Source organism: Myxococcus sp. CA056 (assembly GCF_013336715.1).
GTDB classification, from domain to species: Bacteria; Myxococcota; Myxococcia; order Myxococcales; family Myxococcaceae; genus Myxococcus; species Myxococcus llanfairpwllgwyngyllgogerychwyrndrobwllllantysiliogogogochensis.
In genome coordinates this window covers 292,352-306,865 of record NZ_JABUMT010000012.1, presented here as the reverse complement: position 1 = coordinate 306,865, position 14,514 = coordinate 292,352, and the positions used below count along the sequence as shown (strand labels likewise).

General features: G+C 70.1%; 10 protein-coding genes and 1 pseudogene. 2 read left to right on the top strand and 9 right to left on the bottom strand.

Features of this window, described 5'->3' with window-relative positions; genetic code table 11:
- Positions 1–2,154: pseudogene (locus HUA76_RS34870) on the top strand (hypothetical protein); the annotation flags it as partial.
- Positions 2,155–2,254: 100 nt separating this feature from the next.
- Here the strand turns inward: HUA76_RS34870 and HUA76_RS34865 are convergent.
- Together HUA76_RS34865 and HUA76_RS34860 are read right to left on the bottom strand one after the other, a co-directional pair.
- Positions 2,255–2,875, bottom strand: coding sequence for a YceI family protein (locus tag HUA76_RS34865; protein ID WP_141640726.1), 621 nt, complete (start codon positions 2,873–2,875; stop codon positions 2,255–2,257).
- A 29-nt stretch (positions 2,876–2,904) separates the two neighbouring features.
- Positions 2,905–3,774, bottom strand: coding sequence for a dioxygenase (locus HUA76_RS34860; protein WP_174457508.1), 870 nt, complete (start codon positions 3,772–3,774; stop codon positions 2,905–2,907).
- 143 nt (positions 3,775–3,917) lie between these two features.
- Between HUA76_RS34860 and HUA76_RS34855 the strand changes: the two genes are divergently transcribed.
- The gene (locus HUA76_RS34855) at positions 3,918–5,558 is read left to right on the top strand and encodes a sigma-54-dependent Fis family transcriptional regulator (RefSeq protein ID WP_141640728.1); all 1,641 of its coding nucleotides are present in this window, start codon (positions 3,918–3,920) and stop codon (positions 5,556–5,558) included.
- 19 nt (positions 5,559–5,577) lie between these two features.
- Here HUA76_RS34855 and HUA76_RS34850 read toward each other — a convergent pair whose 3' ends face one another.
- From HUA76_RS34850 to HUA76_RS34820, 7 genes are all read right to left on the bottom strand, one after another.
- Positions 5,578–6,318 carry a DUF1751 domain-containing protein gene (locus HUA76_RS34850; RefSeq protein WP_141640729.1) on the bottom strand — a complete coding sequence of 247 codons (741 nt, stop codon included), beginning with the start codon at positions 6,316–6,318 and terminating at the stop codon, positions 5,578–5,580.
- Positions 6,319–6,460: 142 nt separating this feature from the next.
- On the bottom strand, positions 6,461–6,661 hold the full coding sequence (locus HUA76_RS34845) for a hypothetical protein (RefSeq protein WP_141640730.1): 201 nt from the start codon (positions 6,659–6,661) through the stop codon (positions 6,461–6,463).
- A 219-nt stretch (positions 6,662–6,880) separates the two neighbouring features.
- Complete coding sequence (locus HUA76_RS34840; protein ID WP_141640758.1) at positions 6,881–7,096, bottom strand: hypothetical protein; 216 nt, start codon at positions 7,094–7,096, stop codon at positions 6,881–6,883.
- A 32-nt stretch (positions 7,097–7,128) separates the two neighbouring features.
- Positions 7,129–8,325, bottom strand: a complete 1,197-nt coding sequence (locus HUA76_RS34835) for an acetyl-CoA C-acetyltransferase (protein ID WP_174457510.1) — start codon at positions 8,323–8,325, stop codon at positions 7,129–7,131.
- Between the two features lie 65 nt (positions 8,326–8,390).
- A complete protein-coding gene (locus tag HUA76_RS34830; RefSeq protein ID WP_174463260.1) occupies positions 8,391–9,038 on the bottom strand; it encodes a hypothetical protein in 648 nt (215 codons plus the stop codon).
- 88 nt (positions 9,039–9,126) lie between these two features.
- Positions 9,127–9,783 carry a 2-hydroxychromene-2-carboxylate isomerase gene (locus HUA76_RS34825; protein WP_174463259.1) on the bottom strand — a complete coding sequence of 219 codons (657 nt, stop codon included), beginning with the start codon at positions 9,781–9,783 and terminating at the stop codon, positions 9,127–9,129.
- Between the two features lie 477 nt (positions 9,784–10,260).
- Positions 10,261–13,839 (bottom strand): protein kinase, encoded by a 3,579-nt coding sequence (locus HUA76_RS34820; protein ID WP_217440634.1) that lies wholly within the window; start codon positions 13,837–13,839, stop codon positions 10,261–10,263.
- Between the last annotated feature and the right edge of the window lie 675 nt (positions 13,840–14,514).

Here is a 14,514-nt window from a genome sequence, read left to right as displayed (position 1 = left end):
CCTGAGTGGGCCACCACGGAAGAACTCCCCGCCGACGCTGTCCAGGCCGAGTGGGCCACCACGGACACAACCGGCACTCCTGCTCAGCAGCCCGAGTGGGCCACAACGGAAGAACTCCCCGCCGACGCCGTCCAGGCCGAGTGGGCCACCTCTCCTGGCGAAGCCACCCCTGCTCAGCCTGAGTGGGCCGCGACGGAGGAACTCCCCGCCGACGCCGTCCAGACCGAGTGGGCCGCAGCCACCGGCGACGCAGCGGTTGCCACCGCGCAGCCCGAGTGGGCCGCCACGACGGAAGAGATTGCGCCCGAAGCGGTGCAGACCGAGTGGACCACATCCACGGGCGAAGCACCCACCGCCACCGCGCAGCCCGAGTGGGCCGCCACGGAAGAACTCCCCGCCGACGCGGTCCAGGCCGAATGGTCCGCGTCCACGGGTGACACCGCCACCGCCACCGCGCAGCCTGAATGGGCCGCGATGGAGGAGCTAGCTCCCGACGCTGTTCAATCAGAGTGGTCCGCGGAGTCCACAGGCGAGCCGGTTGCCACGGCCCAGCCTGAGTGGGCGGCCACGGCCGAAGAGCTCGCACCCGACGCCGTCCAGGCCGAATGGGCCACGACGGAGACTCCGGGAGAGCACGCCGCCTCGACGGAAGCACAAGCCGAGTGGGCCGCGACGGAGGAACTCCCCGCCGACGCAGTCCAGACCGACTGGTCTGCATCCACGGGCGAGGTAGCCACCGCCACCGCTCAGCCTGAATGGGCCACCACGGAAGAACTCCCCGCCGACGCCGTCCAGGCTGAGTGGGCCACCACGGACACAGCCGGCACTCCCGCGTCGCAGTCCGAGTGGGCCTCCACGGAAGAACTCCCCGCCGACGCGGTCCAGACCGAATGGTCCGCCACCACGGGCGACGCAGCCACCGCCACCGCTCAGCCCGAGTGGGCTTCCACGGAAGAACTCCCCGCCGACGCGGTCCAGGCCGAGTGGTCTGGAACCCCGGAGGAAGTGGCCCCCGCGCAGTCCGAGTGGTCCGCGCCCGGCACGCAACCCTCGTCCGCCTGGAACACGGCCGAAGCCGCTCCCGTCGAACTCCAACCCGAGTGGGTCTCAGCGGAGCCCGAGCCCACCGCCGAGTGGTCCGAGCAGCAGCCCGTCCCCCAGTCCGAGTGGAGCGGCTCTCCCGACTCCGCCACTCCGACCTCGACGTGGAGCAGTGAGCCCACAGCCCACGAAGGCCACTACGCCGAGGCCACCGCCCAACAGACCGAGTGGAGCAACGCGTCCGTCGACGTGGAGCCCATGGTCGAGCTGTCCTCCGAGGACGCGCTCCCCACCGAGCAGGTCCAAACCGAAGACGCCTCCTGGTCCGAGGAGTCCCCTCCCCCGGCCACCACGCCTTGGCAGGCCCAGGAAGCGCATCCGTTCGGCGCCCCGGTGAACGACTTCTCCTCCACCGAGTCCGGCCTCGACACGCCGCCTGTGCCCCTCGAAGAGGAGGAGGTCCCCGTCGAACTCGAGCAGGACCTCGCCGAAATCGAACTGGTGGAAGAGGCCGTCGAGCCTCCCGAGGCCACGCCTCCACTCGCCGCCACCGCCGTGGCCGCGGCGGCGCTGAGCTCCGCGCTCAGAAGCCCCGCACCGGCCCAGCCGAATCCCTACACGGCCAGCCCGCTCCCCACCGCGCGGGCCTCCGCGTCCCTGGCCGAGCGCACGCAGACACTCGCCGCCTCACGGGAGCCGCTCTTCGCGGTCACCCCGCCGATGCACACCGAGCCCATCACCTCGTTCATCGAAGGTGAGCATCGCGTCATCATCCACACCGTCGAAGGACAGGTGAAGCGCGGCACCATCCGCGACGCGGACCTGCTCGACGAGGTCATCTCCCTGGAGCAGCAGAGCGGCTACGCGCCGGAGCAGATTCCCGGCAAGCGCGTGAAGGCCATCTTCTTCATGCTCGCCGCGGGCGCGCGTCAGCCCCAGGCCGAGGGCCAGAAGATTCGCGTCACCTTCAACGACGGACGCCAGGTCGCCGGCTTCTCGCAGGACTTCAAGGGAACGACGCCCGGCTTCTTCGTCGTCCCCGCGGACCAGCGCACCAACACCGCCCGCATCTTCATCTACCGCTCCAGCGTGCAGGCCGTCGCCGAGGGCTGAGCGCCACACGGCAGGCACGCGGCACACCCTGAAACGACAGAGGGGCCCCCACCACCGTGGGAGCCCCTCTTTCATTCAGCGTCGATGAACGAAGCGACGACTACTTCTTCGCCGGGGCAGGAGCCGCGGCGTCCGCCTTCTTCGTCAGAGCCAGGTCCAGGTTCACGGTGACTTCCTCACCGACCGCCACGCCGCCCGTCTCCAGCGCCTGGTTGTAGGTCAGGCCGAAGTCCTTGCGGTTCAGCTTCGTGGTGGCCTCCACGCCCGTGCGGGTGTTGCCCCAGGGGTCCTTCGACTCCTTCGTCGGGCCCGTGACGTCCAGGACGACGGGCTTGGTGACGCCGTGCATGGTCAGGTTGCCGGTGACCTTCAGCTTGCCCTCGCCCGCCTTCTCCACCTTCGTGGACTTGAAGGTGATGGTCGGGAACTTCGCCGTGTCAAAGAAGTCCGGCGCCTTCAGGTGCTCATCGCGCTTGGCGTTGTTCGTGTTGATGGTCGTCGCGTCGATGGTGGCCTCGACGGTGGACTTGGTGATGTCCTTGTCGTCCAGGTTGATGGTGCCCTTCACGTTGCCGAAGGAGCCCTTCACGTTCGTCACCATCATGTGCTTCACGGAGAACTCGGCGCCGGAGTGGGCCGTGTCAACGTCCCACGTGGAAGCCAGGGCGAGGGACGGCAGGGCCACCAGCAGGGCAATCGCGCTCTTCAGGGTCGTCTTCATAGGGGTGTGCTCCTCGATGAACTACGGGTTCAGGCGCGCAGCGCGAAGCTGCGCATGGACAAGGTTCCGTGATGGAAGCCCTCGAAAACTGAAGTGAGACGGTCTTCGGGGAGGGCCGCTCCGAGGACGAAGTACAGCGGCAACAAATGCTCGGCTCTCGGATGCGCGAGCTTCGCATTCGGTGCATCCAACCATGACTGGAGGCCCACGAAATCCCGCGCCTCCAGCTTCTGCGCCACCCAGGTGTCGAAGGACTGCGCCCACGGCTCCGGGGACGCATCCTTCTGATGGAAATTCACACGGCGCAGGTTGTGGACGATGCCACCACTTCCCATCAACAGCACGCCTTCGGCGCGCAGCGGCCGCAAGGCCTCGCCCATCTTCGCCACGTCCGCCGCGCTCGCGCCCAGCGGCATCGACACCTGCACCACCGGCAACGTTGCCTGTGGAAACGTATGAAGCAGCGGTACCCACGCACCGTGGTCCAGGCCGCGCTCCGTATCCGCGACGGCCTTCAGCCCCGCCGCGCCCAATCGGGCCACCACGTCGGAGGCCACGTCCGGTGCGCCCGGCGCCGCGTACCGCAGCCGGTACAGCGCCTCCGGAAAGCCGGAGAAGTCATAGACGAGCGGAGGCTTCGCGCTCGCGGTGACGCGCACCTCGCCCGGCGTCTCCCAGTGCGCGGACACCACGACGACGGCCCGCGCCGTCGCCACGCCGTCGCCAAAGGTCTTCAGCGCGCGCGGATACGCATCCGCGTCCAGCGCCACCATGGGCGAGCCGTGCGACACGAAGAGCGCGGCAGCCCGTCCGCCCTTCGAGCCAGCGCCCAGGACGCCCGCCACGCCGGCCGCCGCCGCGCCCTGCAAGACCTCCCGCCTGTCCAGTCCGTCTCCCATGATGGGGGCCTTCTACTGCAACCCCAGGACCAGGGCCCAGCTCATTCCAACCCCTTGAAATAACGACTTCTCAACATCCTTGCGTGCGCGGAGCCTCTCAAAACGATAGAGAGAGACATCACTTTGGAAGGGAGCGGGACACCGTGGCGGGGCCATTCGACGCGTTGGAGCTGGGGGAGCTGCTGTCCTTCGAGCCAGGGGGCGGACTCATCCACTTCGCGGGGCAGCGGGTGCTCCTCATGGACCCGGTGGCGCTGGGGCTGTTGCGCAAGGAGCTGGTGGAGCTGATGGGGGTGACGGCCGCGCGCGGCATCTTCACGCGGTTGGGCTACGCGCACGGCTGGCGCACCGCGGAGGCGATGAAGGGCGCGGTGCCGTGGAAGGACGAGTCGCTGTGGCGCCGCGCGGGCGGACGGCTGCACACGCTGCAGGGGCAGGTGCGGGTGGAGCGCGTGGAGCGCAAGCCCGAGGAGGGCCCGGAGCCCTTCGCCGAGGCGCAGTGGCGCGACTCGTATGAAGCCGAGCAGCACCTGCTGCACCTGGGCCGCGCGGACCATCCCGTGTGCTGGAGCCTCACCGGCTTCGCTTCCGGCTACATGAGCTACGTCAACGGGCGGGAAATCTACTGCACGGAGGTGCGCTGCGTGGGCCAGGGGGACGCGGCGTGCCACATCGTCGGCCGTCCTTCCGAGGAGTGGAGCACCGAGTGCAAGGAGGTGCTGCGCTTCTATGAAACGCAGTGCATGGAGGGCGTGCTGGGCCAGGTGACGGACGCGCTGAAGCAGGCCGAGCGCAAGCTGCGCGCGAAGCGGCAGTCGCTGGCGCGCGCGGGCGTGACGGAGGACCCGGCGGGCATGGTGGCGCGCGCGGAGGCCATGCTGCGCGTCATCAACCTGGGGCGCCGCGCGGCGAAGGTGGACTCCACGGTGCTCGTCACCGGAGAGAGCGGCGTGGGCAAGGAGCGCATCGCCCGCCTCATCCACGACGAGTCCACGCGCGCGCACAAGGCCTTCATCGCCGTCAACTGCGCGGCCGTCACGGAGAGCCTGCTGGAGAGCGAGCTGTTCGGCCATGCGCGCGGCGCATTCACCGGCGCGACGAACGACAGGCCCGGACTCTTCGAGGCCGCGCACGGCGGCACCCTCTTCCTGGATGAGGTGGGCGAGGTGCCGGCCTCCATGCAGGCCAAGCTTTTGCGCGCGCTCCAGGAGAAGGAAGTCCGGCGCGTGGGCGAGAACACCAGCCGCAAGGTGGACGTGCGCGTGGTGGCCGCCACCAACCGCGACTTGAGCGAGGAGGTGCGCACGGGCCGCTTCCGCCAGGACCTCTACTACCGCCTGCGCGTCATCGAGCTGCGCATCCCTCCGCTGCGTGAGCGGCGCGAGGACATCCTGCCCCTGGCCCGGCTGCTGCTCGCCGAGGCCGCGGAGCGCCTGGGCCGCAAGGTGTCCGGACTCGCGCCCGACGCGGCGGACCAGCTCTTGCGCTACGACTGGCCGGGCAACGTGCGCGAGCTGGGCAACGCGCTGGAGCGCGCGGTGGCCCTGTGCGAGGGCAGCCGCGTGGAGCGCGATGACCTGCCCGAGGAAGTGCGCGCCGCGCCGCCCAGCCTCATCCCCGCCGGCAACCCGCGCCGGCTCGAGGACATGGAGAAGGACTACATCCTCGCGGTGCTGGCGCAGAACGCGGGCAACCGGGCGCGCACCGCCGAACAGCTCGACATCGGCGTGGCCACGCTCTACCGGAAGCTGAAGCAGTACGGCCACCCGGAGGCGGCCCACTGAGGCACGGCACGACGGGGGGTCAGTTGAGGAACTGATCCCGGTCCGGCCGGTCCTTGTCCTTGGGCACCACGTTCAGGTGCTTGGACCTGCCTCGCAGCTGACGCTGCAGGCGCCAGTGCTGGAAGTGCAGCATGAACCGCTTGGGGCTGGCGCCGCGCACGTAGGCGAACACCAGCACCATCGCGATGACGTGCGGCAGCTGGCTGGCCAGGCCCGCCGTGAGGATGCGCAGCACGACGAAGCCCGCGCCAATGCCGGCGAACGCGTTGCCCGACAGCGGGATGCCCCAGAAGTTCGTCTGCCCCCGGCCCATCGACAGGCCGTAGGCGACCCAGAGCACCGTGCCCATCACCCAGCCGCCCTGATACCCCATGGGCAGCGGCATGAAGAGGCCCACCACGCCGAGCACGTAGCCCGCGAGCGCCGTGCAGCCCACCGCCACCATGAGCAGCCGCTTCGAGCCCCAGGAGCTCTCCAGCGAGCCGCCAATGCTCCACAGCAGCAGCGCTCCGAAGAGGATGCTGATGGGCTCGCTCTCGATGAAGCCGTAGGTGAGCGGCTGCCAGAGGAAGAGGTTGCCGAAGACGGTGTTGGGCGACAGCAGCAGCAACACGCCCTGCGTGGACCCCTGGTAGCGCAGCAGCAGGTACAGGACGGACCCCGCGACCAGCCCCACCGCCAGCTTGGACGACATGGACTCCAGACCGGGCAGGCCCCAGCCTCCGCCACCCCTGCCGCCGAAGCTGCGCATCGGTCGCATTCAATCCTCCACTACGGGCTCAACAGCCGACCAAAGGTGGTGGAACCCTCTCCGCTTCGCAACCCCAAACGACGAAGGGCGCCCCACCCGGTCCCGGGAGAGCGCCCTCGCACATCGACTCCGCGCGTTGATGGCCGACGAGTCAGGCCTTCGCGCGGTAGAAAATCGTGATGGTCAGACAGTGGAACTCCTTGTCCGAGGACTGGGTCACCACCTTGTCCACCACGTCGACGTTGTTCAAATTCTCCTTGAGCCACTTGGTGATGTTCTCACCCATGTTCTCGCGATCACGCGCGAGCGTGGTGGAGAACACCTTGACTCCCGTGAAGCTCGTAACGCCCATTCCGACCCTCGTCTCAAGTCTCAAGCTGAGATTCTGGACGTTTACCCCGAGACGATTCCGCTATCAAGAAACGGGCCCGATTTACCGGCCTCGGGCGAATCCGGGCCACCCAGGCCCGGCCCCACGTCCAGGGGCACATCTCCCACAGTCGCGCAGCCGACACCGGCGCTTTGCGGGCCAGGAGCCTCGCGCGTCCACTGACGCGAGGCCCCAGGAAGTTCACCGCCCCGCGGCGGCCCTGCGGCTCTGGCAGGAGACCTCGTCCTTGCAGGCCGGGCCAATGCCTTCCGGGTGGGCGGTGAGCGGCGTCTTGTCGCTCTCCTCCACGCCGCACACCACGCACTTGCGCTTGCGGTTGCGGCGCTCCGCGCGGCGCTGCTCGGCGATGGCCTTGGCCCGCTCACGGGCCGTCTTCGCGTCCACCTCGTTGCTCATCTCGCGTCCCGGTTGGAAGTCGTGTGCAGGCATCAGAGCGCCTCGACCAGCACCGCGATGCCCTGGCCGCCGCCAATGCAGGCGGAGCCGATACCATAGCGTCCACCACGGCGCTTGAGCTCATAGACGAGCGTGGTGGTGATGCGCGCGCCAGAAGCGCCCAGCGGGTGCCCCACGGCGATGGCGCCGCCATTGACGTTGGTCTGCTCGCGCGGCAGGCCCAGCTCCTTCTCCACCGCCAGGTACTGCGGCGCGAAGGCCTCGTTCACCTCGAACAGGTCCACGTCGGCGAGCTTCGCCTGCGCGCGCTCCAGCAGCTGGCGGATGGCGGGCGCGGGACCGATACCCATCACCTTGGGGTCACACCCGGACACGCCCCAGTTCACCAGCCGGGCGATGGGCTTCAGGCCGTGCTTCTCCACGAAGCTCCGCGTGGCCATCACCATGCTGCCCGCGCCGTCGCAGATGCCGCTGGCGGCGCCCGCGTGCACCACGCCGTCCTTCTTGAAGACCTTGGGCAGCTTGCGCAGCCCCTCCACCGTCGTCTCCGGACGGTTGTGCTCGTCCCTGGCGAAGACGGTGTCGCCCTTCTTGCCCTTGAGCGTCACGGGCGCGATTTCGTCCTGGAAGCGGCCCGCCTCCTGCGCGGCGGCGAAGCGCTTCTGGGTGAGCACCGCGTACTCGTCCACCTGCTCCTGCGTGAGCGAGTAGTCCATCGCGAGCTGCTCGGCCGTCATGGCCATGGGCTGGCCGGTGTAGCTGTCCGTCAGCGCCGTCCAGAGCATGTCCTCCAGGTTGCCCTTGCCCAGGGGCAGGCCCCAGCGCGCGCCCCGGATGACGTGGGGCGCCTGGCTCATGGACTCGGTGCCACCGGCGAGCACGCAGCTCGCCTGCTCGGTGAGCATCAGCTCCGCGGCGGTGGTGAAGGCCTGGAAGCCGGAGCCACACAGCCGGTTGACGCCCAGCGCGGGCACGGCGATGGGCACGCCCGTGCGCAGGCCCACGTGGCGGGGCAGATAGATGGCATCCGCGCTCGTCTGCACCACGTTGCCGTACACGACGTGCTGCACGAGCTCCGGGGACACCTTCGCCTGGGCGAAGGCGGCCTTCGCCGATTCCACAGCGAGGTCGGTGGCGCTGAGGTCCTTCAGGCTGCCGCCATAAGTCCCAAACGGGGTGCGCTTGCCGGAAAGAAAGAAGATTTCCTCGGTCTTGGACACGCTCTTCATGGTGCTCGTCTACCTACTCTCAAGGGGCGCGCGGTGCACGCGCGCAGTGACGGGGTGGCGGGGATTCAGGACGCGCGCCGCCCCAGGAAGGCGCTGGCGACGATGGCAAGCGCCATCACCGTCCACAACAGCCCTTGCAGGTTCTGCCGACGTATCTCCTTCCGGCCGAGCCCGCGGTACCAGGAACGCCCGGCCTCCACCCGACCTTCCCAGGAGAAGTCCCCGGCGGGCGCGACGCCCTCCATGCGGCGCAGGTGGGCGCGCAGCAGGCGCTCGGGCGAAGCGTCCGCCAGTGAACCGCTCCGGTACACCCCGGGGACGTCCAGGGCGGGGCGGCGATAACCGGCGGTGATGACGAAGCCTTCCGGCGCCAGGGGGGTGAGGAAGTAGAGCCGGGGCTCGCCGTCCGGGGTCTGGTAGATGGTGGCGAAGACCCTCTCGATGGGGTGGGCCCAGTCGTAGGAGAGCGTGGCCTTCCGCAGGCGGGGCTTCTCCTCGTGACTGCCGAGCGCCACGAAGCCCAGGCCCTGGAGCTGGATGGCCAGTTGGGCCAGCTCCAAGGGGATGTCCATCTGGTCGGCCGGGGCCTCCGGCTCCACGCGGACGCTGTGGGGAAACAGGAAGAGGATGGCGCGCCAGAAGTTGAGCGCCAGCAGGACGATGGCGAGCACGAGGCCAGCGACGACGATGCCCAGCTCGGCGAGAACGTTCATGCGGTGAGCACCTGGGAACGTGGCGGGCGACCAGCGGCCCATCCACCCGGGGCACCCTAGCGGAAACCGGCGCTCCCAGGGCCCCCCTTCAGCGTCGGGACGCGGTGGCCGGCAAATCCTTCCACCGGGCCAGGTCCACCGACGCCAGCGGGTCCTCGCCCCGGAGGAAGCGCTCCAGGTGGCCCAGCGAGTCCACGCCGAAGAACAGCTCCCCGTCCGCGAAGATGGTGGGCACGCCGAACGCACCCGCGGCGATGGCCTCGTCCGTGTTCCGGCGCACACGATCCTTGATGTCCTGCCGCTGGGCGGCGGCGAGCAGCGTGGGGGCGTCCAGCCCGGCGGCCTGGATGGCCACGGCCACCTGCTCGGGCGACTCGGCGCCCTTCCCTCCGCCCCAGACCTCCGCGTAGAGGGCGGACACCAGCCGGCTCCGGGCCTCCAGGTCGTCCACCGCGGCCGTCACGCGCAGGGGGAGCAGCGGGACGAAGGGGTGCGTGGGGGGTGGACCGAAGGGTACGCCCAGCTCGTGAGCGATGCGGAAGGTGTGCTTGAAGACGTAGCCACGCTTGGCGGGAACCTCGGCCGGGCCGATGTTGCCGGTGGCGTTGAGGACGGCGGCGAGCAGCACCGGCACGGGCTCCACCACGCGACCATGGCGGGCGGCGAGCGCGGGCATGCGCGTCCACGCGAGATAGGCGTAGGGAGACAGATAGTCGAAACAGAAGCGCAGGGGTGCGAGGGCCATGAGCGGAACTCTAACGCCCTCGCGCACCGCGTTCTCGGGGGAGGCTGGCGGAAAGAGCGACTTCTCAAGTGCGCCTCGGGGTCCCCGAACACCTCACACATGGAGGGAGGGCTCACGCACCAACGCGGGAGCTCCCTCAGGCACACCGTGTCGCCTCCGCGCTGAAGCGCGCTCGAAGGCGACGTCGCCTCGACCCGCGCTCAGGGCGCTCTGCCGGGACTCCGCGCGCCGCTGGAGCGCACCTCGCAGCGACGTCGCCTCGACCCGCGTTCAGGCGCTCTGCCGGGACTCCGCGCTCCGCTGGAGCGCACCCCGCAGCGACGTCGCCTCGACCCACGTTCAGGCGCTCTGCCGGGACTCCGCGCTCCGCTGGAGCGCCCCTCGCAGCGACGTCGCCTCGACCCACGTTCAGGCGCTCTGCCGAGACTCCGCGCTCCGCTGGAGCGCACCTCGCAGCGACGTCGCCTCGACCCACGTTCAGGCGCTCTGCCGGGACTCCGCGCTCCGCTGGAGCGCACCTCGCAGCGACGTCGCCTGCGCGAGCAGGTTGGACGCCCGCGCCTCCGTGAAGGCCGATTCCGCCGCCTCCAGCTCCACGACGGCCGCGTCCGCGGACACCGCACGCTCCGCGAGCGCCAGATGCACGAGCCCCACCTGCAGCACGTTGCCCGTCAGCTCCGCCAGCGCCAGCGCACGACGCAGGTGCGTGAACCCTTCCTCGCCCGGCAGCAGCACGGCCATCGCGCGCCGCGCCAGCACTTCATCCCAGGGATTCGCCAGCACCGGGTCCACCGCGCGGGAGAGCGCCGTCTGTGCCGCCTCGCGCGCGGCCTCCAGGTTCCCCTGCTCCCGCTCGAAGCGGGACTGGTAGACGCGCAGCAGCGTCTCCATCCGGATGCCACCCTCGCGCGCCGAGCTCAGGGCCCGGGGCAACGACTGACGCACCGCCGCCGCGTCCTCGAAGAGCACGTCCCGACACGCCTGATACGTCTGCACGTGGCACTGCAACCACCGGTCCTCCGGGAGCACCCGCGCCAGCGACTCCGCGCGCGCCACCACGGCGGCCACATGCTCGTGCTCGCCGCGCTCCAGGTAGTAGGGCGGCGTGAAGATGGCCAGGTTGCGCTCCATCAACCGGGGGTTGCCCAGCCTGCGCACCAGGTCCGTCTTCTCGGTGAAGGCCGGGACGAAGGCCGCGCCGTCTCCCGTGAACGCCGCGCGAGTCACCACGGAGAACAGGTGGAACGCGCGCACGTCGGTGAAGCCGTGGGCCTCCGCCACAGCGTAGCCGTCCCGCGTCGCCTGGGCGTCCAGCGGTTCGCCGCGCAACGCGAGGTTCATGTTCATCATGTAGCCGCCCATGCCCAGCGCCCACGCCAGGCGCCTCGGCAGCCGGCCCATCACCTCGCGCATCCCCCGCAGCCGGGCGAGCTGCTCGAACTGCGCCTCGACCACGCCCGCCGAGCGACCCGTGTACGCGCTGAGCACCGCCGGAGCCAGCAACGCGCCCGCACGGTACGGCGACACCTCGGGCTGCTCCGCCCGCACGCGCTCCAGCAGCACGTCCAGGTCCTTCGTGCGCCCGACGATGGCCAGCGCCATCGCCTGGAGGATGCGCAGCTCCGCCTGCTTCCAGAAGATGTCCTCGGGCGACGACTGCGCGTCCGCCGCGCGCTCGCGGAACAACTCACGCAGCCGCGCGGGCCGTTCATCCTCCGGCGCCGCGCACGCCGCGTCCAACTGCGCCAGCGCGAGCCTGCGGCCCTCCACCAGGTCCACCGTCGCCGCCCAGTGTGCGAAGAGCTTTTCCGAGAAGGCCAGGGAGCTGGGCGGGTCGCTCGCGTAGCCCACCTCCACCAGCGTCACCCAGATGCGCAACAGCAGCCTGTCGCGTCCTGGGAAGTCCGGCGCGGCCTCCAGCAGCGTGGACGCCTCCTTCAACAACAGCGTCGCCTCCAGCAGCGCCTGCGCCTCCATGGCCGCGCGGCCCGCGTCCAGCAACGGGCCAATGGCCAGCTCCGGCTCCGACGAGCGCAGGTAGTGCCAGCCCACCGTGCGGGACAGGTCCGGCCGCTGCGAGTAGAGCGTCTGGAGCGCCAGCGCCACCCGCGCATGCGCGGCCCGCCGCTCCTCGTCCTGGGTGCTGTCGTAGATGGCCTGGTGCACGGTGTCGTGCGTGAAGACGTACCGGCCCTCTTCCTCCTGGAGGAACTGCCGCTCGACGATGCCGTCCAGGACGGCGAACAGCTCCGACTCCGGCAGCTCCGCCAGCGCCCGCACCATGGGCAGCTCCAGGCTTCGTCCCGCCGGAGCCAACCTGCGCAAGAGCGACACCTGCTCCACGGGCGCGGACGACAACCGCTCCAGCACCACGGCCTGGATGCTCTCCGGCAGGGGCCGGGTGTCCAGCCCCGCCTCCGCCGTCCACCGGCCGCCCACGCGCGTCAGCGCGCCCTCCTCCACCAGCGCGCGCAGACACTCGGTGGCGAAGAAGGCGTTGCCCCCCGTCGTCTCGTGCAGCCGCGCGACGAAGCCCTCGGGGACCTGCAGGCCCGGCAGCGCCAGGCCCACCAGCGTGCCCACGTGCTCGGCGGCCAGCGGCTCCAGGTCCATGCGCCAGGTGAGCTTCTCGTCCACCGTCTGGAACGCCAGGCTCAGCCGGCTCAGCTCTCCCGAGCGGAACGTGCCCACCACCATGCCGCGCGTGCCCTGCAGCGCGCGAATCAGCACGTTGAGCACCTCCAGCGAGGCGGTGTCCGCCCAGTGGAGGTCCTCGAAGCACAGCACGAACGTCATCCGCTTGCCGAGCGCCTGGACCCACTCCGCCAGCGCCCCGAAGAACCCCAGCTTCTCCTCGCCGGGCACCTGCGCCACGCCCGCGGACTCCGCCGACGACAGCGAGGGCAACAGCCGAGACAGGCGCGGGGACAGCCGCTCCATCACCTCCGTCGGCGTGTGCGGCATCAGCGCGCGCAGCGCCTGGGCAATCGGCGTCAGCGGCGCCTGCCCCTCCGCGCGACACTGTCCCCGGCCAAAGGGCAGCTCCGCGAGCTTCGCCTGCAGCTCGAACTCCTGGAGCAGCCGCGTCTTGCCCACGCCCGCGGGCGCGCCCAGGAGCACCGCGCGCGACTGTCCCCAGTCCGCCTCCGCGAGCCCGTTCATCAGCGCCTCCAGCTCCGCCGCGCGCCCGACGACCTCCGGCACGTGCAGGTAGCTGGAGCGCGCCGACAGGGGCTCCTCCGGCATCGGCTCACCGCTGGCGTGGCAGAGCGCCTCCATCAGCTCGCTCGCGTCCTGGAAGCGCTCGCGCGGGTCCTTCGCCAGCAACAGCAGGATGATTTCCTCCAACTGCGGGTCCACCGGACACAGCGTGGAGGGACGAGGCGGCGGCCGCGTCAGGTGGTCCGCCAACAGCGCCGCCGGGGTGTTGCGCTTGAAGGGCAGCCTGCGCGTCACCAGGTAGTACGCCATGACGCCCAGCGAGTAGAGGTCCGCGCGCCCGTCGATGCTCGCGCCGCGCTGCCACTCGGGGGCCAGATACTCGAGCGTGCCCTTGAGCTTGCCGGGGCTCGGGGTGCCCAATTGGTGCATCACCCCGAAGTCCATCAGCTTCACCGCGCCGGAGCGGGTGATGCGCACGTTGCTCGCCTTGATGTCGCAGTGCACGTACAGGCGCGAGTGGATGAACGCGAGCACCTGCGCCATCTGCAGCAGGACCCGGTACAGCGTGCGCGTGTCCAGCGGTGCCTCGCGCGCCAGCGTGCTCAGGTCCTGCCCGTCCACCACCTCCATCGTGATGAAGCGGTTGCCGGCCTCCGTCATGCCCCAGTCGAACACCTTCAACGTGCCCGGGTGCTGGAGCTTCTTCATCGCGAAGAACTCGTGCCGGAACATCAGCACCAGCTCCTCCGTCTTCCCCGCCGTCAGCCCCGCGGGGACCTGCATCTCCTTGAGCGCCACCCGGCGCTTCTCGTGCAGGTCCTCCGCCAGCCAGATGCGGCCCATGCCGCCTTCACCGAGCAGTCCCTCCACCCGGTAGCGCCCCGTCACCACCATCCCCACTTCCAGCGAGCGGCGCGCTCCGGCCGCGTCTCCTGGCAGGGTGACGGGCGTGCGGATGCGGTCCCCCCAGGAGCTCGGAGGAGGGCTGCGCTCGTCAAGGACGGTTGTCTTCTCTTCGTCGCTCACGAAGGCGGGACCGGAAGGTCGGCAGAATCCAGAAGTCGATGGAATATCACGTTTCCATGTATCGGACACACTCCGTTGGAACGGAGGAAACCCCTTTCCTCCGCCGTCCGAACCAGGCCGCCTGATATTCGCCAACACGAGTCCAGCGCACCGTCAGTTCCGCGCGCCCGTCGGACAGGCGACACCCACACGACGCGCGGGCATGAAGCATGGTGGCCACGCATCCAATCCTCGCGCCCTCCGGGCTACCCACGGGACCACGTGCGCGTGGAGCGGGGCGATGCGTGCACGTCCGAGCAGGTCCCCGCGCGCGAGCGGTTCCCAGGCTCCGACCCGGAGGCATCCCGACGTGGACTGGTGAAGCTCCGCCACCCGGGGAGTTGCCCTCGACGCACCGCTCCGGGAGCACCTGTCGGCATCCACCTTGTACCTGGGTCTGGGGGTGAGGGAGGACCCCTTGCTACGGCGGGCGCCGAGCGGTGATGCTCCACCCGAGGCCGTCTCCCACGGGGCCGATACCATCACCGGAGGAGCCCGAGCATC

Excerpts from the sequence above, each read along its gene's own strand:
- HUA76_RS34825 (WP_174463259.1), bottom strand. The coding sequence starts at position 9,783 with ATGGCCCTCGCACCCCTGCGCTTCTGTTTCGACTATCTGTCTCCCTAC.
- HUA76_RS34845 (WP_141640730.1), bottom strand. The coding sequence starts at position 6,661 with ATGGGCGTTACGAGCTTCACGGGAGTCAAGGTGTTCTCCACCACGCTC.
- HUA76_RS34830 (WP_174463260.1), bottom strand. The coding sequence starts at position 9,038 with ATGAACGTTCTCGCCGAGCTGGGCATCGTCGTCGCTGGCCTCGTGCTC.
- HUA76_RS34835 (WP_174457510.1), bottom strand. The coding sequence starts at position 8,325 with ATGAAGAGCGTGTCCAAGACCGAGGAAATCTTCTTTCTTTCCGGCAAG.
- HUA76_RS34865 (WP_141640726.1), bottom strand. The coding sequence starts at position 2,875 with ATGAAGACGACCCTGAAGAGCGCGATTGCCCTGCTGGTGGCCCTGCCG.
- HUA76_RS34860 (WP_174457508.1), bottom strand. The coding sequence starts at position 3,774 with ATGGGAGACGGACTGGACAGGCGGGAGGTCTTGCAGGGCGCGGCGGCG.
- HUA76_RS34840 (WP_141640758.1), bottom strand. The coding sequence starts at position 7,096 with ATGAGCAACGAGGTGGACGCGAAGACGGCCCGTGAGCGGGCCAAGGCC.
- HUA76_RS34820 (WP_217440634.1), bottom strand. The coding sequence starts at position 13,839 with ATGGTGGTGACGGGGCGCTACCGGGTGGAGGGACTGCTCGGTGAAGGC.
- HUA76_RS34850 (WP_141640729.1), bottom strand. The coding sequence starts at position 6,318 with ATGCGACCGATGCGCAGCTTCGGCGGCAGGGGTGGCGGAGGCTGGGGC.